This is a genomic window from Roseibium hamelinense, assembly GCF_007830545.1.
GTDB classification, from domain to species: domain Bacteria; phylum Pseudomonadota; class Alphaproteobacteria; order Rhizobiales; family Stappiaceae; genus Roseibium; species Roseibium hamelinense.
The window spans coordinates 694119-717119 of the sequence record NZ_VLLF01000001.1; the positions used below are offsets into that span (position 1 = coordinate 694119).

At 56.8% G+C, this 23001-nt stretch carries 18 protein-coding genes; 6 read left to right on the plus strand and 12 right to left on the minus strand.

Annotation, left to right across the window (positions count from 1 at the left end):
- Positions 1–73 precede the first annotated feature (73 nt).
- Together JM93_RS03310 and JM93_RS03315 are read right to left on the minus strand one after the other, a co-directional pair.
- Positions 74–1279: an ABC transporter substrate-binding protein gene (locus JM93_RS03310; protein WP_145340616.1), complete on the minus strand. Its 1206-nt coding sequence runs from the start codon at positions 1277–1279 to the stop codon at positions 74–76.
- An 87-nt stretch (positions 1280–1366) separates the two neighbouring features.
- Complete coding sequence (locus JM93_RS03315; protein ID WP_145340617.1) at positions 1367–2422, minus strand: ABC transporter ATP-binding protein; 1056 nt, start codon at positions 2420–2422, stop codon at positions 1367–1369.
- Positions 2423–2564: 142 nt separating this feature from the next.
- Here JM93_RS03315 and JM93_RS03320 point away from each other — a divergent pair, with 142 nt between their 5' ends.
- On the plus strand, positions 2565–3563 hold the full coding sequence (locus JM93_RS03320) for a nuclear transport factor 2 family protein (RefSeq protein WP_145340618.1): 999 nt from the start codon (positions 2565–2567) through the stop codon (positions 3561–3563).
- An 87-nt stretch (positions 3564–3650) separates the two neighbouring features.
- Here JM93_RS03320 and JM93_RS03325 read toward each other — a convergent pair whose 3' ends face one another.
- From JM93_RS03325 to JM93_RS03340, 4 genes are all read right to left on the minus strand, one after another.
- Entirely contained in the window at positions 3651–5900 is a 2250-nt protein-coding gene (locus JM93_RS03325; RefSeq protein ID WP_208994889.1) for a bifunctional diguanylate cyclase/phosphodiesterase, read from the minus strand.
- 17 nt (positions 5901–5917) lie between these two features.
- Entirely contained in the window at positions 5918–7459 is a 1542-nt protein-coding gene (locus tag JM93_RS03330; protein ID WP_145340619.1) for a sensor histidine kinase, read from the minus strand.
- 265 nt (positions 7460–7724) lie between these two features.
- The gene (locus JM93_RS03335; RefSeq protein WP_145340620.1) at positions 7725–8687 is read right to left on the minus strand and encodes a 1-phosphofructokinase family hexose kinase; all 963 of its coding nucleotides are present in this window, start codon (positions 8685–8687) and stop codon (positions 7725–7727) included.
- A 137-nt stretch (positions 8688–8824) separates the two neighbouring features.
- Positions 8825–9568, minus strand: coding sequence for a sulfite exporter TauE/SafE family protein (locus JM93_RS03340; RefSeq protein ID WP_145340621.1), 744 nt, complete (start codon positions 9566–9568; stop codon positions 8825–8827).
- Positions 9569–9741: 173 nt separating this feature from the next.
- Here JM93_RS03340 and JM93_RS03345 point away from each other — a divergent pair, with 173 nt between their 5' ends.
- A complete protein-coding gene (locus JM93_RS03345; protein WP_145340622.1) occupies positions 9742–10974 on the plus strand; it encodes a zinc ABC transporter substrate-binding protein in 1233 nt (410 codons plus the stop codon).
- Positions 10975–11061: 87 nt separating this feature from the next.
- Here JM93_RS03345 and JM93_RS03350 read toward each other — a convergent pair whose 3' ends face one another.
- Together JM93_RS03350 and JM93_RS03355 are read right to left on the minus strand one after the other, a co-directional pair.
- Positions 11062–13068 (minus strand): L,D-transpeptidase family protein, encoded by a 2007-nt coding sequence (locus tag JM93_RS03350; RefSeq protein WP_145340623.1) that lies wholly within the window; start codon positions 13066–13068, stop codon positions 11062–11064.
- A gap of 268 nt (positions 13069–13336) precedes the next feature.
- Entirely contained in the window at positions 13337–13897 is a 561-nt protein-coding gene (locus JM93_RS03355) for a single-stranded DNA-binding protein (RefSeq protein ID WP_145340624.1), read from the minus strand.
- 576 nt (positions 13898–14473) lie between these two features.
- Here JM93_RS03355 and uvrA point away from each other — a divergent pair.
- The 3 genes from uvrA (at position 14474) to JM93_RS03370 (ending at position 18340) form a co-directional block, all read left to right on the plus strand.
- Complete coding sequence (uvrA, locus tag JM93_RS03360; protein ID WP_208994890.1) at positions 14474–17407, plus strand: excinuclease ABC subunit UvrA; 2934 nt, start codon at positions 14474–14476, stop codon at positions 17405–17407.
- 229 nt (positions 17408–17636) lie between these two features.
- Positions 17637–17786 carry a DUF1127 domain-containing protein gene (locus JM93_RS03365; RefSeq protein ID WP_145340625.1) on the plus strand — a complete coding sequence of 50 codons (150 nt, stop codon included), beginning with the start codon at positions 17637–17639 and terminating at the stop codon, positions 17784–17786.
- A gap of 404 nt (positions 17787–18190) precedes the next feature.
- The gene (locus JM93_RS03370; protein ID WP_145341044.1) at positions 18191–18340 is read left to right on the plus strand and encodes a DUF1127 domain-containing protein; all 150 of its coding nucleotides are present in this window, start codon (positions 18191–18193) and stop codon (positions 18338–18340) included.
- Positions 18341–18442: 102 nt separating this feature from the next.
- Here JM93_RS03370 and JM93_RS03375 read toward each other — a convergent pair whose 3' ends face one another.
- Complete coding sequence (locus JM93_RS03375; RefSeq protein WP_208994892.1) at positions 18443–19084, minus strand: hypothetical protein; 642 nt, start codon at positions 19082–19084, stop codon at positions 18443–18445.
- 231 nt (positions 19085–19315) lie between these two features.
- Here JM93_RS03375 and trmFO point away from each other — a divergent pair, with 231 nt between their 5' ends.
- Positions 19316–20731 carry a methylenetetrahydrofolate--tRNA-(uracil(54)-C(5))-methyltransferase (FADH(2)-oxidizing) TrmFO gene (gene trmFO / locus JM93_RS03380; RefSeq protein ID WP_145340626.1) on the plus strand — a complete coding sequence of 472 codons (1416 nt, stop codon included), beginning with the start codon at positions 19316–19318 and terminating at the stop codon, positions 20729–20731.
- A 4-nt stretch (positions 20732–20735) separates the two neighbouring features.
- On the opposite strand, the gene JM93_RS03385 is transcribed toward trmFO, so the two are convergent.
- From JM93_RS03385 to secF, 3 genes are all read right to left on the minus strand, one after another.
- Positions 20736–21593, minus strand: a complete 858-nt coding sequence (locus JM93_RS03385; RefSeq protein ID WP_145340627.1) for a phytoene/squalene synthase family protein — start codon at positions 21591–21593, stop codon at positions 20736–20738.
- A 61-nt stretch (positions 21594–21654) separates the two neighbouring features.
- Positions 21655–22032 carry an Mth938-like domain-containing protein gene (locus tag JM93_RS03390; protein ID WP_145340628.1) on the minus strand — a complete coding sequence of 126 codons (378 nt, stop codon included), beginning with the start codon at positions 22030–22032 and terminating at the stop codon, positions 21655–21657.
- 9 nt (positions 22033–22041) lie between these two features.
- The gene (gene secF / locus JM93_RS22065) at positions 22042–23001 is read right to left on the minus strand and encodes a protein translocase subunit SecF (RefSeq protein ID WP_155197709.1); all 960 of its coding nucleotides are present in this window, start codon (positions 22999–23001) and stop codon (positions 22042–22044) included.

Consider the following 23001-nt stretch of genomic DNA (forward strand, 5'->3'; position numbering starts at 1 on the left):
CGGCTCCGGCCACCCAGATGAGGCTGCAAGACACTGAACGGTCTCTTGCAGCAGCTTGTTGTTGACAGTGGACTTACTTGATCAGTCCGGCTTCGCGCGCGGACGTCGTGTACGCCGTTGCAATATCGCGAAGCGTTGTTGCTGCGTCTTTCGCTCCGGTCAAATAGTCGGACACCCCATTGCCAAGCGCGGTGTGCATCAGACCCATTTGAGAACTTGCGGGATAGGCAAGTGCACCGGCCTGAGCCGTCTCAACCACGCCCTGGGCGAGCGGGCCGGGTTCATAGCCTTCAATCAGCCAGACAGCTGCGTCATTGTTGGCCTCAACCATTTCCGGTGTCATGCCGTTCATGGCGACGCGAAACGCTGCTTCGGCTTCTTCATCGCTGGCATTTTTGGCAATGACAATGCCATCCCACCAGAGGGTTGAGGCTGCCCGGACGGCGGCTTTCGGCGCACCGGCCATTTTGACCTTGCCAACGACCTGGGACTCATCCGGATTGTCCATGGCACCGGCGCGGCTGGCCCACAGGTTCGCCATAGCGATCTTGCCCTGCTGAAACTGCTGCTGAACATAGGTGGAGTCGGACACAAGATATTCCGGATCCATGTATTCGGTCAGCTTCTTCATCATTTCGAGCGCAGCGACGCCCTGCTCGTTCTCGATGGCAGGCTCGTTGCCAGGCGTGAAGAACTCGCCTCCCATACCCAGATACATGTTCACGAAGCCTTGTGCGAGGTTCCACCCGGTCTGGTAAGTGGCTCCAAGCGGATAGTCCACGACGCCCGCCTGCTTGATTTTCTCCGCCGCTGCCAGGACCTCGTCGTAGGTTTTCGGCACGTCGATACCAAGGTCGGACAGGATGTCCTCGCGGTACATCAAATGCTGGGTGTTGATCATCATGGCCACCGCCATGATCTCGCCGTTCACCTTGATCAGCTGGTTTGGTGTCAGTTGCTGACCGTATTTCTCCACCAAGCCGTCGAGCGGCCGGATCGTGCCTTCATTCATCAACGGGACCAGAGTGCCGTTGGCAACGCCGCCGATCTGATAAAGCGCCGGGTCGGCCGCGAAGGCTGCCGGTTGTTTTGTGCGAAATTCCTGGTCGAGCTCTGCGGTGAAGTTTCCGCATTTGGCCATGAAATCGGTCACGGCTTTCCAGGCCTCAAAGCCGGCGGTAAGTGATTTCACCGGGACGTCGTTTTTGAAGTCGCAAGCGCTTGATGCACCTGCAAAAGCCACCGACATGGCGGTCGCGAGAAGCAGTTTCGTTATCATCTCTGTCAGGTCTCCCTGCTGGTTCCCCACGCCCCTTAAAGAGCGCAATTCTGGCTGGTCCGGCATTTTCGCCGGCGTCGAACCCGCTTACACGTCGATGCGTGCGCCGGTTTTTTGATTGAAAAGATGGCAGATCTCAGCGGGAATATTCAGCCCCACCGGTTCGTCGATCTCGATACGGTAATCCTTGCTGGCTTTGACGGAGACTAGCGCACCCCCGGCCTTCACCGTGATCATTGTCGCGTCGCCCAAAAGCTCCATGGTGTAGACCGGGGCGGTGATCTCCGCCTGCGGCCCGGTTTCGGCGACTGCTGCATCTTCAGCCCGAAAGCCAAGCGTTACCGGTCCGTCAGGTCCGCTCAATCCACTGATCGACACGTGGTCACCGGAGAATGTGCCGCCGCTGAGTGTGCCTTCCATAAGATTCATCGCAGGAGAGCCGATGAAACCGGCGACAAAGGTGTTGGCGGGGCGGTCGTAGATTTCGGTCGGCGTTCCGACTTGCTGGATGACGCCCCGTTTCATCACCACCACGCGATCAGCAAGTGTCATGGCCTCGATCTGGTCGTGAGTGACGTAAATCGTTGTCACCTTCAATTCATGCTGAAGGTTCTTGATCTGCGCCCGAGTCGACACACGCAGTTTGGCGTCGAGATTCGACAGGGGCTCGTCCATTAAAAACACATTTGGTTCACGCACGATGGCGCGCGCCAGAGCAACACGTTGCCGCTGCCCGCCGGACAATTCCGCAGGTTTGCGATGCAGGAATTCACGGAGCTCGACCATGTCCGCAGCCCGCATCACCCGCTCGTCATGGGTCGCCGGATCCACCTTGCGAACCTTTAGCGGAAACCGGATGTTCTCGTAGACATTCATGTTGGGATAAAGCCCGTAGGACTGAAACACCATGGCAATGTCGCGGTCCTTTGGGTCCAGATCGTTCACCACCCGCCCGCCGATAACAATGTCCCCGTCGGTAGCCTCCTCAAGGCCTGCAATCATACGCATGGTTGTGGTTTTTCCGCAGCCGGACGGCCCGAGGAGAACCAGGAACTCGCGGTCTGCAATTGTCATGTCGAAATTGTCGACGCCAACAAAGCTGCCCCAGCGCTTCGACACATTCTTCAGCTGGATTTCAGCCACACCGCCCCTCCCGAGTGCTCGACGTCAAATTGCATTCCTATGCAAAACAGCTAGACACAGCCTTCAGACTTTGGCAATCCTTTTTTGCATACGAATGCAATATTATCACTTCTTCCCAGTTTTCCCCGTTGAAAGCAATAAAATGACCGACTTTCGAAAAACGCCGCATCGTTTCCTCAATTCGATTTTCACCGTGGCCCCTTCTGAAGCAGAGCTTTTGGTCGACACTTCCCTGACCGAGGATGCTGTCTGGAATGTCAGTTTTCCGGTTGAAACCCTCATGGGGCGCGATTCTATCGTTCGCGATTTTATTGAGCCGCTCCGCCAGGGGTTGTCCCACATGCGCCGACGCGACGAGATCTTTATCGGTGGACCAAACCGACGCGCACCTGGCGGACATTGGGTGGCCAGCGTTTGCCACTATGTCGGAAACTTCGACGCCCCCCTTTTTGGATTAAAACCCTCGGGGCATTTGGCATTTCTGCGTTCCGGGGAATTCTACCGGATTGAGCCGGACGGGCGGATTTCTGAGGCGAAAATCGCTTTGGACCTGATCGACCTCATGCGCCAGTGCGGCCGCATGCCCCTGCCCCGCATGCTTGGCACCGAAATGCTGTTCCCGGGTCCGGCGACCCATGACGGCGTCCTTCCCGTAGACCAGGGTGATGGCGAAAAAACGCTGGATTTATGCGAGGCCATGCTTGCCGACCTCAAGGTTTTCGATCCCGAAACATTCACCTCAAAAGGGCAAACCGGCGAGGCAGGATACTGGCACGAGGACATGCTCTGGTACGGACCGGGCGGAATTGGCGCAAATTACCGATGGAGCGGTTTTGAAAAAGACCATCGGGCGTCATTTCTGACCGCATTTCCAGACCGTGTCGGCGGCAACCACTACTGCCGTATCGGCGACGGAAAGTACGCTGCCGTCAGCGGCTGGCCCTCGATGACGATGACCCACCAAGGTGACTATTTGGGCGTGGAGGCATCAGGCAAACCACTGACCTTGCGGGTCATGGATTTTTACCGCTGCGCACACGGCAAAATCATGGAAAACTGGGTGCTTCTCGACTATCTGGACCTGTTCCGGCAGATGGGCCGGGATCTGATCAGCGAAGCGAATGCCCGCACCCCGGACTAAGTACCGCGGCGCAGCCGGGTTGATGGTCTTGGCAGTCATGCCGGCACTGGCTCGCCCTGTTCCTCAAGCCGGGGCGAGCCAACAGCCTTAAGCGACCGATACGATTCCGGCCGGTGAGCTCTGGGCCATGAACTTTGGGATTTCTCCGCCGGGCACCGCTTTGGAATACAGGAAGCCCTGCAAGTAGTCGCATTCGAGATCACGCAGGATATTGCGCTGCTCAATGGTCTCTACCCCCTCGGCCGTCACCGTAAGTCCGAGGGCTTTTGCAACGGCCAGAATCGACTTGACGACGGCAAGCGCGTCTTCGTCCTCATCCATATGCATGATAAATGCCCGGTCAATTTTGATGCCGTCAACGGGCAGCTTGCGCAGGTAGCTGAACGAGGAATAGCCGGTCCCAAAATCGTCGATGACGACACGTCCGCCTTGCTGCTGAATCCATTCCAGAAACGCGATGGTTTCCCGGTCATTGTTTAGGAAGAGCCCCTCGGTCACCTCAAACACCAGGCGGTCCATAGGCATCCCCGAAATGTCGAGCGCTTTCTGGATATCCCGGTAAATTCGGGTCGATTGCGCCTGTTTCGGCGACAAATTCAGGTTCAGATTGATGTCGGGACCAAGTGCCCCCAAAGACATGTATTCGGAAAGCGCGGCCTTGATCATCCAAGCGCCTACATCAATGATCATGCCGCTGGCCTCAGCCGCCTCGATCATGCGGCCGGTATGCAGGTAATCCCCGGCCGTTGTCCGGAACCGCATCAACGCTTCACAAGAATACAGTTTTTCCGAATTCGCTTCCAGAATGGGCTGATAATGGACCAGAAATTCGGTTTTTCCGGCCGTGCCGGTTAGAAGCGATGTCAGCCGCAGCCGTTCAAACGCGATTTCCTGCATGCTTGGATTGAATACGGAATAGGTTCCAACCCCGCGCTGGCGCAGATCGTTCAACGCGATAGACGCATAGCGGGACAGCTGGTCCGGATCCGTGCCGTGGTCCTCGGAATTGGAAAATCCGAGGCGCATCCGGATATTGAACACGTTGTCACCGACCGCAACAGGTTCATCGAACAAACGCTCAACAATTTCCACGACTTCCGTGATTTCATCGGCCTTGACACGATCAAGCAGCAAAACGAACTCATCGACTTCCTTGCGGGCAAGAACATGAGCCTTCGGGAACCCTTTGCGCAGCCGTTGTCCGACATTTTTCAGAAAATTCGCCGCTTTCTCATCGCCGATGCCGTGGGCAATCATCTTGTAGCGCTGAATATCCAGAAGAACCGTCGTGGTCTGCTGTCCCAGTGCCTGTTGAGTGTGGAAAGCCTCGCGATAGGCTGCATAACTCGGCAGGCCAGTGAGATGATCTTCGAACGCCAGCTTGCGGATGTGCTCGACAAGCGCGGTCTTTTCGTAGCCAAGAGAAGTGTTGATGACGAACAGTTCGATGACTTCCGCGCCCAACCGGCGCTCCAGAACATCGTAGGGGATCCCGACAAAGACCGCTGCCCGCAAACCATTCCGCGTCATAAGTGACAGGCAGGTGTTCCCTGGGTTTTTCTGTGTTTCACCCGACAAAATGCACTGGCGGATCGTGTTGCGCATGTCTTCCGACGGCACCAGATCCAGCGATTTGCTGATGCAGGACGTGTACGCGCCGCCAGCAGCCAGAACCTTGATGGTGACATCATTGTTGGACGCCGTTTCAGCGTTCTCGGAATCAACCGCGCAAATCATGGCTTCGGGCTCGATGCCGACCATGTTGGCGATCTGTTCGAGAATGCAGGCCGCAAACTCCCGCATATCGTTTTTTTCAATCAATACGCCAAAATTCTTGATCAGTTTTTTCAAGCTGCGCCGGTTGCGCTCGATCGAAATGATCAGCTTGTAACCACGGAGCGCGGTGATGATTGTCGTGATCAGCTTTGCTCGGGTGAGCTCCGCCTTTTCTTTGTAATCATCGATTTCGTATTTCTTGATGACATCGGTCTGCGGGGCATAACCTGGCTGGCCGGTGCGCAAGATGAGGCGGGTAAAGTGATTATGCTGATCGCCGCGAATCCAGCTGACCAGATCAAGACCGGCCGTTTCGGTTTCCATCACCACATCAACCAGCGACACGGCAATATCGGCTTCGGCCTGCAAAATTTCCTTCGCCTCAGCCATGGACTTGGCATGGTAGAGCTTCAGCCCGCGCCCTTCGAGCTCGCAACCAGTCAGCGCAATGCGCGTGGCATCATGAACATCCGGATCGTCATCGACGATCAGCACTTTCCAAGGCTCCAGCTGTGGCGGCTGGGGAACTGGCTTGGCTTTCGCGAGAAAATCCATCGGCATGGGGTACTCCTTCCCGCTCAAGCGGCCGTCTTGGAAGCCGGCACTGCGGGCGGCAAATCAATTGTGAAAGTGGTTCCGGTTCCGACTTCCGAGACCACCGAAATCTGACCGCCAAGCACTTCCGTCACCAGGCGGTATACAATCGCCATTCCAAGGCCTGACCCGCCCTTGCCGAGCTTGGTCGTAAAAAACGGTTCAAACAGCCGTTTCAAGTGGCCTTCGGGAATGCCGCAGCCGTAATCCTTGCAGGTCACTGTGGTATGCCCCGATGCGGCCACCTGGGTTTCGATCTCGACAACACCGTTTGTCTCGTCTTCGTAAGCATGTTTGACGGCATTCTCGACGAGATTGGTGATGATCTGGCTGACAGCTCCGGGATAGCTGTCAATCACTGTGTTCGCATGCAGGTGAAGCTTCACGGTATACGGTGTCTTTTTCAGCGAAGGCTGCAGGGTTGCCAGCGTTTCGCGGATAATGTGATCGACATTGAACTCACGCCGCTTTTCGCTTTGACGATCAACTGCGACCTGGCGGAAATTTTGAACCAGCTCACGGGCGCGGCCGAGTGTTTTTTCAATAACGTTGGAGGCGTCTCCGATGCGGGAAATCTCTGCATTGAGATCATCCAGCGTCAATTCTTCCGCCTGGATCTTGTCTTTGAGATGCCCCGTGCTCTCAGTAATGGTGGTTGCCGCAATCAGCCCATTGCCAAGCGGCGTATTGAGTTCATGGGACACACCAGCAACCAACGCCCCAAGTGCTGCAAGGTTGTCGGCCTGGATGAGTTCTTCTTGAACCTTTTTGAGCTGTTCTGTGCGCTCGGTGACAAGATCCTCCAGGTTCATCTGATAGTCTTGGATCTGCTTCAAATCCGCATGGCGTTTGCCGACCATGGTCTGAAGCGAGCTTGCCAGAATACCAATCTCGTCGGTCCGCCCCGGCATTAGCTCTCCTCGGGGCGGATCCTCGATCAAACGGGGCGTTTGAAGATATGTGACAATGGACGACAGCGGAATTCCAATCAGACGGCGGAAAATAGCCCTTAGAATGACACCAAGCATGACCAAATAGATGACAATGCTTAGAACAGTCGTCGTGACAACGGAGACGACCTGATCGTAGATCACGCTGCGATCGATGATGAAGTAAACCGAGCCAATCTTGTCGGAGTTTGCGTAGATCGCCGGGCTGACGAGATCGTATTTGATCACATTTTTGTTCTGAATTTCGGATTTGACGCCATAAGTTCCCGTATCCGGTGTTTCGACCCAGACACTTTCGACCGCTTTCAAGCTCAACAAACCCTGAACGATTTGCAAGGCGCTCTCTTCGTTGATCGACCATACTGCGCGTTCGAGCGGTTCTTTCGCGGATAAGAACAGGGCTTCAGTGGTCGTGGTCGCCTGATCGAGCTCGCGATCCCAGAGAACCTTTGCAAATATTCCGATGAACACGAACCCCAAAAGTCCGAAGGAAATCAGGGTGTACAGGATAAAGGTACGAGAAAGGCTTTCATGCCGCCCTTTCGCCTGCCGATTGGCTGCCTCTTCTGTGACCACCTATTCCCCCAAGCCTGTGTTTGTCTGGCCCTTCGGAACCCCGCCGCATGAGACAGGGTTCCCTGGAGTTTTCGTATGCTCAAGCCACTCGAACACACAATACCCCGCAATTCCAGCAACGATACTCCGCCGAGAATACTAAATATTTGTATAAAATATCAAAAATAACAATACCGGCACATTCTACTACTTTACAGAACGTTACGACATAAGCCGCAACCTTCAGGCAGGCTGTAACAGTTAAGTTTAGCTTAAGCAGAAGCTCTCAGGAGGCACCTATTTTAATAGCTGGCAAAGTTTTTCTCGTTTTGCAATCAGCTAAGTAGAGCATCTCCACATCTGCCGGATTGCAAAGATTTGTGCCGGATGTCATCGCCGCAGCAGCGCCCGTGCACACCGCGAACCGGAATGCCTCCTTGATCCCGTGTCCCTGGTTGAGCGCAAACACCATCGCCGCGACAAAGCTGTCGCCCGCACCGACCGCCGACTTTGCGGCTACGTGGATGGCCGGTACCCTTTCACAAATGCCGTTCCCAACGAGCAGCGCCCCTTTTGTTCCAAGTGTGAGCGCGACAAACTCGACGATGCCCGATGTTACAAGCCTGTCGGCCTCTTCGATGGCGTCTTTTTCGCTCAACTCCCGGCCGGCCAGCTTTTGAAGCTCGCCAATGCTTGGCTTGAACAGAAAAACCGGCCCCCGCTTCAAAGCCTCGGTCAGCGCCGGTCCGGAGGTGTCGAGAACAAACCGCGCACCTTTTTCGCGTGCGATCTCAGCCATTCGCGCGTAGGTGTCCACCGGCGCGCCGAGCGGCAATGACCCGCTGGCGATGACATAACCGGCATTGGACCGCTTCAGAAAATCGAACAAGTGCGCAAGTTCCGCCTCGCTCACCGTCGGCCCCTCGGGCACGAACCGGTATTCGAACCCGCTGGTTTCTTCAAGAACGGAAAAAGCAAGCCGCACATCACCGGCAATCTGAAACGAATGCAGGTCGATGGACGTCTGTTTCAGGAAATCGTGCAACAAAGAACCGGCGGCGCCACCCTGGCAGTAGGCAAGCGCAGGCCGCTCCCCTAAAGCCGTCAGCACACGCGCCACATTGACGCCGCCGCCGCCCGGATGATGGCGCGGGTTCGTTGTCCTGATCTTGTGCATCGGCTGAATGCGGGCAGTATCGCAAGACACATCAACTGTTGGGTTCAACGCTATCGCAAGAATCGAAGACATAAATAGTTCCGTACCAAGAATGCTGCGCAAACAAGGTATCTGTGCCTCGCCAGCGCTTTGAGCCACGGCAAACTTGCATGGTGAGACGGTGCCCGGCTTTGATCATCCGCAAAAGCGCGCGCAAGCGGCCCCGCCTGTCAGACCAGCTCAACCAAAATTTTAAGGGCGAGGATCGTCAAAAGTGCAAGAATGATCTTGTCAAACACATGCGGCTGGATGCGCCGCGCCAGAAACTGGCCCACCGGCATGCCGGCAAGTACGGCACCGGTTGCGCCAAGCCCGATCATGAACCGGTCGAATGACATCAATTCCAGTGCAATCATCCGCTCCAGCTGCGCCGCCGACATGACGGCAAAAAACACAGAGATTGTCGCCACGAACTGACGACGCTCGACTTTCAACGCATTGAGGAAGGTCAGTGACGCGGGTGCCGATATGCCGGTTGCCCCTTGCAGAATGCCGCCGACTAGTCCGGCCGGTCCTGCAATCCAAAGCCCCCGGGACCAGGCCAGCCGCCAATCGGCCTTGAGGACGCGAAAACCGACATAGGCCAAAACCGCCAGGGCCATGGCGAGTGACAGGGCATCTGAGGGAAGCCCGTCGAGCAGGTAGGTGCCGAAAACAACGCCGAGTGCACCACCACCGGCAAAAAGAAGAACAAACCGGCCCGGCAGCAAACTCTGCCGGAAACGGACGGACTGCCAGATATTTGTTAAAAGATTAGGCACCGCAAAAATGACGACAGCCAATTGAACGTTGAACAAGGCGGCGAGAACCGGCACGCCGATGACCGGCGCACCTGCCCCAGTCGCGCCTTTCAAAACCCCGCCAAGCGCACAAGCAGCCAAAGCGGCCAGCAAACTCCAAATATCGAAGGTCATGTTTTGAAATCATCCGATCGGTGACGGGCGGTCTGCTAGGAAGGGATAGCTTCTTAGCCCGTGGACACGGCACCCTGCAATATCGGTAGCGGGCGCCAGCGAGGCTTGATGCCAAAAATATGTGATGTTATAGAGTAACGCGTTACATAATTACACCTCGGACGGAGTATCCCGTGCCCCGACACCAAACCAAACACAGCTCCCATTCACGCGCGCTCAGATCAGCTTTTTTGGCCGCCACAATCCTGTCGGCCAGCGCAGCGGGCAGCGCCGCGCACGAAGCGCCGAAGGTCGTCACCTCGATCAAACCGGTCCATTCCCTGACAGCGAGCATTATGGCGGGCGTCGCCGACCCGGTGCTTTTGATTGACGGAGCAGCCTCTCCGCACGGCTTTTCGCTGAAACCGTCTCAAGCACAAGACCTGCAGTCTGCGGATATGGTCATTTGGGTTGGGCCAAATCTCGCCCCGTCGCTTGAAAAACCACTCGGCACTCTGGCGGAAAACGCGAAGGTGATCACGCTTTCCCAAACACCCGGGATCACGCAGCTCCCGTTCCGCGAAGACGCAAACTTCGAAGCGCATGATCATGGTGACCAGGATGACCATGGTCACGAAGAACATGCCGGCCATAGCCATGACGACCATGCACATGGCGAAGAGAAACACGATGACCATGGTCACGAGGATCACGCCGGTCACAGCCATGACGACCATGCGCATGACGAAGAGAAACACGATGATCATGGTCACGAGGATCACGCCGGTCATAGCCATGATGAGCATGCGCATGGTGAAGACAAGCACGATGACCATGGCCACGCCGAGGCCACTCCGGCAAAAGCCGACGGGCACGATCACCACGACCACTCACATCACGATCATGCTTTCGACCCGCACATTTGGCTTGATCCTGAAAATGCTCGGATCATGGCGCGCGAGATTGCGGAGCATCTAGGCGAGATCGACCCGGATCACGCGTCGGTCTACGCCGACAACCTGGCCAAACTGGAAACGTCCTTGAGTGATATCTCAGCCAAGGTCGATGCGATGGTCGCGCCTGTACGCGGACAGCGGTATGTCGTGTTCCACGATGCCTACCGGTATTTTGAAGAACGGTTCGATTTGCCGGCAACCGGGGCCATCAACCTGTCTCCGGAAGTTGCACCCGGGGCTGAACGGTTCGGCAAAATTCAGGCTAAAATCCGCGATCTGGATGTTCGCTGCGTTTTCGCAGAACCTCAGTTTGAACCAAAGCTTGTGGAAGTGGCGATCGAAGGCTCGAATGCCAAACAGGCGACACTGGATCCGCTCGGCGCAACATTGGAAAACGGACCCGATTTGTATGGCGAGCTCATCCTTGGGATGGCTGAATCGTTCGGAACATGCTTGGCCGATCCCTCTTGAGCTCGTTGAACGTGATCAACGCTCCTGGAAATGATAAAGCCGCGCTGCCAAAGCGCGGCTTTATCTTATTCGTCTGGAACACACTCATCAGGATGTTCGGGCAGCATCCCGAGTTTTTTCGGTCTTCTCGAGCGCTTTCAACAAATGCCGGTCGCGGTCATAGACATCGGCGAAATACCCGATCGTCCCGTCTGCTTCAGGCCAAGCCGTGAAGTAGGACACATAAACCGGGATATTGCCCTCAACCTTTTCCTGGCGGTTCTGCCCCTGCGCGATCTGGCCCGTAACATAGTCCTTCGATTTGCCAAGCACGGCAGCGGCCATCGCCTTCGGATCTTCAAGGCGCACACAGCCGTGGCTGAATGCCCGCGCATCTTTCTGGAAAAGCCGCTTGTGCGGCGTGTCATGCATGTAAATGTGATGGCGGTTCGGGAACAGAATTTTCACTTCGCCAAGAGCATTCGAGCGGCCCGGGTATTGCCGGACATTGACGGATTGCTGCTTGGAGGCAACCGCGTACCAGTTGACGGAGGCAGATGACACCTGCCGGCCTGACGGTGTGGTCACCTCGTATCCCGACCGGTCGAGATATGTCGGGTCGTTGACCAGTTTCGGAATCATCTCATTGACGATGATAGAATACGGAACGCCCCAGTAGGGGTTGTATTCCACGACTTCGATTTCATCGTAGAAAAAGTTTGTCTGGTTGGACTTCTTGCCGACAACAACACGCATCGACAGCGCCTGTTCACCAGGGTTTGTGTAGGTTACCGTGTATGCTGGCTGGTTGATAAACACCTTGCGCGCGCCAAGCTCCTCGGGAAGCCAGCGGCTGCGCTCCATTGCAAGTTCGACCTTCGCGATCTTGGCCGCATTCGTAACGCCCACAAGCGCTCGGATGGTGTTTTTGCCGACAATCCCGTCCGGCGTCAGATCCTGTTCTTTCTGGTAGGCCTTGACCAGAGCAACAAGCTCTGGCGTGTAGTCTTCGCCATCAACATAAGCAGACAGCGTGTCGGAATGCTCTGCCTTCAGGGCCTCGGACCCGTTTTTGCGGATCGCGGCAACAATGTTTTTCACTTCCGGGCTTGAGCGCCCGGCCTTCAAAAATGTACCCGGCGCAATCTCGATGACCTCGGTTTCTTCATCGGCTGCCCGCAAGGCTGCAAGCTCGGTGACCAAAGCCTTGAAGTGCGTGCTTTGCGGCTGATGTGAGACGATATCGGTTTGAACATAAGAGGATTTGCTCAGATCCTCAAAGGCGGCGACCAGATCCACATCATGGCGCGGCAGGTCGTGATAGCCTGACAAACGGTTTGGATCGACCCGCCCGCGGGTCCCATCGAGAATGTAGGTGGCAACCGCTGCCGACAGCTCCATTTCAAACTGCATCAAGGCGACTTGGCGCGCGGTGACCTCAGCCTCAGCGGCTGTCACCAGTGCATTTTCGGCTGCAGCCCCAAAGTCTGGCATTGAAACCTTGTAGTCGTCCGGATTGAGGCCAAACTTTCCGGCGTCCGCCAATGTCATAATCGCCTGAAGCGCTTTCGGACTTACGTCGTCTCCCTCAATCCAGAGGAAGTTCGGGTGTTCGCGGTAAAAAGCATTCAGCGCCTCACCCACTTCTGGAAGCGCCTTCAAGGTCATTGTCTTGAGCGCCGGGCGTGCCTTATCGAATGGGGTCAACACCACCGGGGCAGCCGGTTCTGTGACGGCGCCAATTCCGCTGTCCGGCGTGCCTTCGGCGGACTGCGCAACTGACGCGGTCTTAACCTCCGACAAACCCTTCAGAGAAACCGTCTGCCATGCATCCGGCTTGTAGGTATAGTATTTCGGTGCCGACACCTTTACCCGGACTGCCTTCTTCCGCTGCAACTCCTGTTGACGCTGATGTTCCTGACGCCGCTGGTGTTCGGGATTGAAAATGCGCTGAAAGAAATTCTGCGCAGCCGCTTCGTCTGTACCGCCGAAAACAACGGCACCGGACAGGCCCGTCGTCAGAACGCTTGCCATCAGGGCATTGGAAATCAAGGACCGGCCGGACCTCCTGGCGGACTTTCCGTGAAATACCGGCTTCGAATTGGTTGCGCGCATTGCACTTGCCTTACATGTTTTCGAGCGGGCCCTGCCTGCCCGCTGCCCCCGAACTCAAGGGCCGGAGTGCCCGTACCGGCCCAAGGTTCCTTAAATACAGCGTAAAAATACTACACCAACAATCGACGGATCGTTAAGCCGTCCGAGGGCAGCTGCGCCGCGCAATCACGTCCCTGTGACCAAAATACAGCAATGGCGCCCGGTTTTTGCCATCTATGCGATTAATTTAGGAGATCACACTGCGGCGCTGGCACCCAATCGCCGTCAACTAGAATGGAATTTCATCATCCATAGCGCCGCCTGCGCCGCCGGAAGGTCCACCATAGCCTCCGCCAGAGGAGCCACCGCCATAGCCGCCGGATGATCCGCCACCGGGACCGCCATACCCGCCACCGGAACCGGATCCGCCACCAAAGCCACCGTCACCGCCGCCCGAGCCATAGTCAGGCAGGCTGCCGCGCTGACCGCCTCCTTCACTTCGACCATCAAGCATGGTCAGGTTCGAATTGAAACCCTGCAAAACAACCTCGGTCGAATAGCGGTCCTGACCGGACTGGTCTTGCCATTTGCGTGTCTGGAGCTGGCCTTCGAGATAGACCTTTGACCCCTTGCGCAAATAGTTTTCAGCCACCTTGCACAGGCCCTCATTGAAGATGACCACCCGGTGCCACTCGGTCTTTTCCCGGCGTTCGCCGGAATTGCGGTCGCGCCAGCTTTCCGAGGTCGCGATACTCAAATTGGCAATCGGCCGCCCGTCCTGTGTGCGCCGGATTTCCGGATCCGCGCCAAGATTTCCAACCAGAATGACCTTGTTTACGCTTCCCGCCATGTCTTGCGCTCCTTGCGAATTGAAGCCCGCCAAATCCACCGTGAAGCCTGCGGCCGACGCTGTGTTTGCGAACCAACTGTTTTTATCACCATGCTTCCGGGGCCAACGCAAAGGTGCCCCTCGCTTTTGTGCGACACTAAACGTTCACCTGTGACGCTGCGCGCCTTTTCCGCACCGCCCTGCCCTTTTCCACAATCGGCGCAGGTCAACCCCCAAAATCAACCGTTTCGCCACTTCTTTGCATTTTTGCCGGTTTTTCCAGGACGGAAAAGACCCGTCTGATTCCTACGCATTACACCGGATCTTCGTTCCCCGCCTGTTCCCGATAAGGATTTAAACACCGCCGCGAACGACCGTCACGCGTTTTGTTCTTGTTTTGTACGTAAATGGTTTTTATCATATGCGTGATGTTCTGCGTCAATCTGGGTTGACATAAACCGGCCCACTGGAACCCGAGCGCAAAGGTGCTATATCCGACGTATCGACGGCGCGGTCCAGCTTTGCGCCCATCGTTTTTATTCTTGTTGCGGTTTCACACCAAAAGACCGTCCGACCTTAGAGGCATTGAAGTTCTTCATGGCGAAAAAGGCGAAGCCGGGCCCGGCGCATTCCCCGCTGCTGACCGATCCGACCCGCACGATTTCGGTGCGCGGCGCCCGCGAGCACAATCTGAAAGGCGTCGACCTTGATCTTCCGCGCGATAAGCTGATCGTCATGACCGGCCTGTCCGGATCGGGCAAGTCATCACTTGCCTTCGACACGATCTATGCCGAGGGGCAGCGGCGGTATGTGGAAAGCCTTTCGGCCTATGCACGCCAGTTTCTGGAGATGATGCAGAAGCCGGATGTGGATCAGATCGACGGGTTGTCTCCTGCCATCTCCATTGAACAAAAAACAACCTCGCGCAACCCCCGGTCAACGGTCGGGACCGTGACCGAGATTTACGACTACATGCGCCTGCTGTTTGCCCGCGTCGGCGTTCCGTATTCGCCTGCGACCGGTTTGCCGATCGAGAGCCAGACCGTCAGTCAGATGGTCGATCGGGTAATGGACCTTGAAGAGGGAACACGGCTTTACCTGCTTGCGCCGGTGGTGCGCGGGCGGAAGGGCGAATACCGCAAAGAGCTCGCCGAGCTTATGAAAAAGGGCTTTCAACGGGTCAAAATCGACGGTGCGTTCCATGAGATTGCCGACGCCCCGGCACTCGACAAGAAGTTCAAGCATGACATCGACGTTGTCGTCGACCGCATTGTTGTGCGCGACGATATTGCGGGCCGTCTCGCCGATTCCTTTGAAACAGCACTCCAACTCGCTGACGGTATCGCGGTTGCCGAGTATGCCGACAAAACGGATGGCAAAGGCGATCCCGAACGGCTGATTTTTTCGGAGAAATTCGCCTGCCCTGTCTCCGGGTTCACGATCCCGGAAATCGAGCCGCGGCTGTTCTCGTTCAACAATCCGTTTGGTGCTTGCCCGACATGTGACGGACTGGGCACCACATTGGCCTTTGAGGCCGATCTGGTGGTACCGGACCACGCATTGTCGTTGCGCGAGGGCGCCGTGCTGCCCTGGGCCAAAACGGGCTCAACATCGCCTTATTATACCCAGACGCTCGAAGCTCTCTGCCGGCATTTCGACGTCGCCATGACAACGCCCTGGAAGGATCTCCCGCAAGAGTTCCAAACCGCGGTTCTTTACGGCACCGGCAAGGACAAGATCGAATTTGTCTACGACGATGGTGTGCGCAGCTACCGCACGGAGAAAGCCTTCGAGGGTGTGATCGGTAACATTGAACGTCGCTGGCGAGAGACCGAATCGACATGGGTGCGGGAAGAACTGGCGAGGTTCCAGTCCGATCATGCCTGCCCGGCCTGTGACGGGTACCGCCTGAAGCCGGAAGCGCTGGCCGTCAAGATCGCGGGACGTCATATCGGAGAGGCGACACATCTGTCGATCCGCGACGCGCGCGATTGGTTTGACGGCCTGCCGGCGCAGCTCTCTGACAAACACCAGGAAATCGCGGGACGCATCCTCAAGGAAATCCGGGAACGGCTGAAATTTCTCAATGATGTCGGACTTGAATACCTGACCATGTCCCGATCTTCCGGCACACTGTCCGGCGGGGAAAGCCAGCGCATCCGGCTGGCCTCACAGATCGGTTCCGGCCTGACCGGGGTTTTGTATGTTCTCGATGAACCGTCGATCGGCCTGCACCAGCGCGACAATGCGCGGCTCCTCGAAACCTTGAAACATCTGCGCGATCTCGGCAACACCGTGATTGTTGTCGAACATGACGAGGACGCGGTGCTGACGGCTGATTACGTGGTTGATGTCGGCCCCGGCGCCGGGGTTCATGGCGGACAGGTCGTCGCCAGCGGCACCCCGCAGGACATAATGGCCAATCCAAACTCACTGACCGGTCAGTATCTGTCCGGCGATCTGATGATCCCCATGCCGCCCGAACGGCGCAAGATCAACAGGAAAAAGCAGGTTTCAGTCGTCGGAGCCCGGGGCAACAACCTGAAAGACGTGTCCGTCGACATTCCGCTCGGCACATTCACCTGTGTGACCGGCGTTTCCGGGGGCGGCAAGTCGACATTCCTGATCGATACGCTCTTCAAGGCGGCGGCCCGGCGTCTGAACGGGGCCCGCGACAATCCAGCACCACACGACCGGATCGACGGGCTGGAAATTCTCGACAAGGTCATCGACATCGATCAATCGCCGATCGGTCGCACGCCGCGTTCCAACCCAGCCACTTACACAGGTGCTTTCACGCCGATCCGGGAATGGTTCGCCGGCATGCCCGAGGCGAAGGCCAGAGGCTATGCGCCCGGGCGGTTTTCGTTCAACGTCAAAGGCGGCCGCTGCGAGGCCTGCCAGGGAGATGGTGTTATCAAGATTGAGATGCACTTTTTGCCTGACGTTTATGTCACATGTGACGTGTGCAAGGGCAAACGCTACAATCGCGAAACTCTAGAAGTCCTGTTTAAAGGCAAGTCGATCGCCGATGTTCTTGACATGACAGTTGAAGAAGCCGCCAGCTTCTTTTCCGCCGTTCCGGCCGTCCGCGACAAGATGGAAACGCTGGCCCGGGTCGGGCTCGGCTATATCAAAGTCGGCCAACAGGCCACAACATTGTCAGGCGGCGAAGCGCAGCGCGTCAAACTTGCCAAAGAGCTGTCAAAACGCTCCACCGGACGCACGCTCTATATCCTGGACGAACCGACGACCGGCCTTCATTTCCATGATGTCGCCAAGCTGTTGGAGGTTCTTCACGAGTTGGTCGACCAGGGTAATACGGTGCTGGTGATCGAGCACAATCTGGAGGTAATCAAGACCGCGGACTGGATCGTCGATCTTGGACCGGAGGGTGGCGACGGCGGCGGAACACTTGTCGCCAGCGGACGCCCCGAAGATGTTGCGGACGTTGCGGAAAGTTACACAGGGCAGTTTCTCAAGGAATTGCTGGAGCGCCGTCCGCACCGCGCACCGACTGCGGCGGAATAAACCAGCAGGCTTCGTTATTGCGCTGCACCCTTTGATTTCTTTCGCATTTTTCTGAATTTGAGAGGAGCTCCGCACAGGTTGCGGGGCTCTTTTTGTGCGTTGCAATATGCGCATGACTGACATGCGTAGATCGCACTTCTTTAATTTCGGCTCCCGAATTATATACTGGTCAACAACGACGGCGGCCGGGGTTACCCGTAACCGTACCGTAATAAGGAAGAAAAAGAAGATGTTTGGTAACGTCTTCCGGAAATACCATGACTGGGTCAAGTATCGTCGCGCTGTTGATGAGTTGTCCCGTCTTTCCAGTCGCGAATTGAGCGACTTGGGCATTACCCGCAACGAAATCGAGTTCGTTGCACGCCGTACACGCGGCTAACATAGAGTTCGCGCTCGCCGGGCTACCTCCTCCCAAGCCCGAACAGCGTGCGACCCGGCGAAGTTACCTCCTCCCAACTTCGCCACGTCAAAACGACGCCTGCCAGTACCTCCTCCCACTGGCAGGCGTTCGTTTTTCTACCTTTGCAAAATAGTTCGTCAGTTCTTCAAAACACAAAAACTCGCCTTAAAACCGTACGGTCCTGTACGGTACGTACAAGCTATGTATTGCTGCTCCGATTTTGCATATTAACGCTTTGGTGACTTGCATTTTTAGCAAGGCAGACTTGCGGAACACCCCCTACCTTGCACTGCAACTAAGGTCTATATCCCGTTTGTAAGTTGATGACGGGCCAGACACCGGTAGGCGGTGCCGTGGCCATGAGAGACACGAAAGGCCACACTATGCTCGATACAGTTATCCGCAAATACAACAACTGGAAACGCTACCGTTCGACATACGAAGAATTGTCTTCGTTGAGCAACCGCGAACTGAACGATCTGGGCATTGCCCGCTCAGATATCGACCGGTACGCACGCGCCTCCATTCGCTGATCCATTCGGCGCCCCCGCTTCCTCCCATGGGGAGCTGCCGAATGCGCGCTGTAAGGCGCACCCAAAAGACACCTGCCGGACCCTCCCGCCGGCAGGTGTTTTTTATATTCCGCCGGACCGCGACATCCATGCGTGCATACCGATGATATCGGGTGGACTACCATTTCCCCGGCGCCAAGAGTCGACCGCGTAAACCTCTCCCGATTTTATCTCGCGCACAGCCGCAGTGGCATGCGGATACCGTCCATCCAGGAAAAAGCCGCGCGACACAGGTGCGCTCACTGCGTGATGGCGCAGGAACCCATTCTTTTCGGCCACGAGAAGAAGCGATGTTGTATTCGTCGCCTCATCTATACAGTCCATCTGGCCACGCTTTCCCGCATTTTGCATATCCAGCCCGCCGATGTCGCCGGAAGACCCGACCGGCTTCGCAACGCTCCGTTCCTGCCAGCTGACCGCTCTGGCGATCGCACGGCGCTCCGCCGCGGGTGACCCGCGTCCACGGGACAAGATCGCGCGCAACCGATTGAGGTCGCGCCGGGTGAAATCCACCGGTGTTTTATAGGTGCAGCCAAAACCATGGCAGACATAGGTGCGGTCAGGACGCGGCGCGACACCGTTGTGACCATTGTACCAGCCAACAGCGCTTCCGCCCGATTGTGCGGCACAACCGGCAACTAAAAAAGACACGGCAATCGCCGTAGACAGCCCCGGAACGCCGAAGCTCAAAGACTTTTTCGACACTGATTACGAGCCCCCTCGCAAATAGGTTTACCGGCAACTTAGCCGTATTGCGCCGGATTCCCCAACGGAATCCTCTCAAAACCAATTGCAGCGCCAAAGGGAAAACGGTAATGATTTCGCCCAATTGCAGCACAGCTGCTGCAGAGGCCGCTCATAGCAGGATATCTGCGCCAAATGGCACAACCGCTTGCGCGCCGGCCGAACCGAAAAAACCAGCTCCAAGGACGATCCATGACGCCCATTCATGTAATTGGTGGCGGCCTCGCCGGTTCCGAAGCCGCCTGGCAGATCGCACAACGCGGCATCCAGGTAGTGCTGCATGAGATGCGTCCCGTGCGGAAAACCGAAGCCCATACCACGGACGGGCTTGCGGAACTTGTGTGCTCAAACTCTTTCCGCTCTGATGATTCAGACCAGAACGCGGTGGGATTGATTCACCACGAGCTCCGCCGGTGCGGATCGCTGATCATGCGCTGTGCGGATGAAAATCAGGTTCCGGCCGGCAGTGCGCTTGCCGTTGACCGGAACGGATTCTCCGATGCGGTTACCAAAGCCCTCGAAGAGCATCCTCTTATCGAGATAGAGCGCGGCGAAATCGCGGGTCTTCCGCCCCAGGAGTGGACCTCGGTGATCGTTGCGACCGGTCCATTGACCTCTCCTGCCCTGTCCGAAGCGGTTTTGGCGAAAAGCGGCGAGGATGCGCTGGCATTTTTCGACGCCATCGCACCGATTGTGCATTTCGACAGCATCGATATGAACGAGGCCTGGTTCCAGTCACGTTATGACAAGGTGGGCCCTGGCGGCAACGGAAAGGACTATCTCAACTGTCCGATGGACAAGGCGCAATACGACGCCTTTATTGACGCTCTGATTGCCGGCGATACCGCGGACTTCAAGGAATGGGAAGCCAACACGCCCTATTTCGACGGTTGCCTGCCGATTGAGGTGATGGCGGCCCGCGGCCGGGAAACGCTCCGCCACGGTCCAATGAAGCCGATGGGTTTGACCAATGCACACAATCCAGACGTCAAGGCCTACGCAGTTGTCCAACTGCGGCAGGACAATGCGCTCGGCACGCTTTACAACATGGTCGGCTTTCAAACCAAACTGAAATACGGCGCGCAGGCCGACATCTTCAGAATGATCCCCGGCCTTGAGGATGCTCAGTTTGCCCGGCTCGGCGGTTTGCACCGCAACACTTTCCTGAATTCTCCGAAAGTGCTCGATGCCCAATTACGGCTCAAGGCAGATCCGAGATTGCGGTTCGCAGGGCAAATTACCGGCTGCGAAGGGTATGTGGAATCGGCCAGTGTCGGCTGTATGGCAGGCTTGTTTGCGGCCTCGGAGCAAATTGGCCACATGCTCTCTGCGCCACCGCAAACGACCGCGATGGGCGCGCTCCTTGCCCATATCACCGGTGGTCACATCGCGCGCGACGACGGGGACGGCAAACCGCGCTCGTTTCAGCCGATGAATGTCAATTTCGGGCTGTTTCCCCCGGTTGAAGCCCCAAAAACCGATGAGACCGGCAAACGGCTGAAAGGCAAGGACAAGTCGCGGGCTAAAAAACTTGCCATGACCCAACGCGCCAAGGCGGACTTCGAAACCTGGATCCGAACGTTCGAATTGCCCGTCGCAGCGGAGTAAAGCGTTAAGCCAGAAATCCGTCGATGGTTTTTTTGGACGCCCGCCAAAGCGTCCACTGGCGGCGGAGTTTCGACAGCTCCGCCAGCTCCTTCAGCGGATCGCGCGATTGTTTTTCCATCAGCTTCAAATAAGGTTCGACAAGCGCGAGCGGCAAATAGGCCGCCGAGATATGCTCCGGCACTTCCCTGCTGTTCTGGCGCACGCGTTTGAGATGATGGCGGGCATGCCCGGCCAGTTCACCCAAGGCGGCCACCAACTGCGGTGTGGTCTCACCTTTGAAGACCGTTTCGATCTCAACATTATGCCGCTCAAGCAGGTCTTTCGGCAGATAAACCTGCCGACGGGACGCATGGTAAGGCAGGGACCGCAAGAGACCTGTAAAGGAATAGGCAACACCGGCATGACCGGCGATGGTTGCCGTTTGCGGATCCTGGCCGCCATTGAGGATCAGGCTGGCAAGCTGGAAGACCGCCGACGTCGTTTCACCGCTGTAGCCTTCCAGATCGTTGAGGCTCGGCATTGGGTCATCATAGAGATCGAACACCCGGGCGTCGATTAACGCCAGAAATGACTGCTTTGGCAGGTTGTAGGTGCGGATGGTGTCTTGCAAGGCCGCTGCAACCGGATTGGCATTGGCGTCACCATGTTCCACCCCTTCGAAGAAATCCCGCCACCACTGCAGGCGAATTTCGCCCGGCAGCGGATCGCTGACCATTTGCCGCACACGGGCGATTTCCGCATTAAAGGCGTAAAGCGCGAACAGTCCTGACCGTTGCTTTTCCGGCGCAAACAACGCCGACACATAACGGTTCCAGTCAAGCTCCCGCAGGCGGTCGGCCGCATGTTCAAAGTTGGAGCTCATTCAAACGCCTTCGGTCATTCTGTCGAAGCGCAACTTGTGCACAGGGACCCTTAGCAGCTGGTTACTCGACAGCGATAAGCGCTGCGGCAACGGCCCGGTCTTCGGACAGCAGCACATTGAGTGTGCGCACCGCGGCGCCGGTCGACATCGGGTCGGCCAGGATCCCGGCTTCCCGGAACGCAGCCTTGATATCTGCAGGCAGCGGACACAGGTCCGGCCCGGTCCCCACAAGCAACACTTCAATGTCGCCGGTCTCGTCGAACACCTTCTGGAACCGCGCCAGTGATAAATCCGAGGCGGCGGCAATGTTCCAGCCGTATATCCCGCTCGGGAGGCAAAGGATCGATCCCTTGTGCGACATATCTGCGAACCGGAACCCGCCTCCGCCATAGGCGTCGACGGGAGCCCGTCCCGGGAAGTGGGCGTCACGAATTTCCATGATGCCGCACTATGTTTTGGCCGCAGGGGCTGGAGCTTGCGCCGTGCCCTTGGTTTCCGCGTCGTCTGAACTTCCGTCATTGCGCAGTCTTAGCAGAATCAGGAATGGCGCTGCGAGGAAGATCGACGAGTAAGTACCGATCAGAATGCCAAAAATCATCGCTAGCGTGAACGACTGAATAACTTCACCACCGAAAACATAGAGTGAAATCAGCGCAAGAAGCGTCGTAACGGAGGTCAGCACGGTGCGCGACAAGGTTTCGTTGATCGACTTGTCCAAGAGGTCGGGCAAAGCCATCTTCTTGTATTTTCGCAGGTTCTCGCGGATCCGGTCATAGACCACCACCGTGTCGTTCAGCGAGTACCCGATGATCGTGAGAACGGCCGCGATACTCGACAATGAAAAGTCGAGCTGCAGGATCACGAACAGGCCGATTGTGACCAGAACATCGTTCACTGTGGTCAGGATCGCGCCGACGGCAAACTGCCATTCAAACCGGAACCAGATGTAGATAAGGATCGCGAACAACGAGCCCGCCACCGCTATAGACCCGGCAATCGCAAGCTCGCCGGACACTCTCGGCCCAACCACCTCGACGCGCCGGAACTCGAAATCCTCTTTCTCGAACATCGCACGCATTTGGCCGACAACCGCTTGCTGAGCGAGTTCACCGCCCGGTTGCTCTTCCACACGCACCAGCACTTCGTCCGGGTCGCCGAACTGCTGAACCTGAACGTCACCGAGGTTCAAGGTACCGATATCGGACCGGATTTGCGCGATATTTGCGACGCCAGGCGTCTTCATCTCGATGATGGTGCCGCCCTTGAAGTCGATGCCGTAATTCAGCCCAACCGTGAAAAACAGTGCCAGCGAGGCCACTGCCATCACAATGGACAAGGGAAAGCTAACCTTCCGCAGCCACATGAAACGGTAGTGCGTGTTGTCGGGAATAAGTCTTAGCAATGCCAT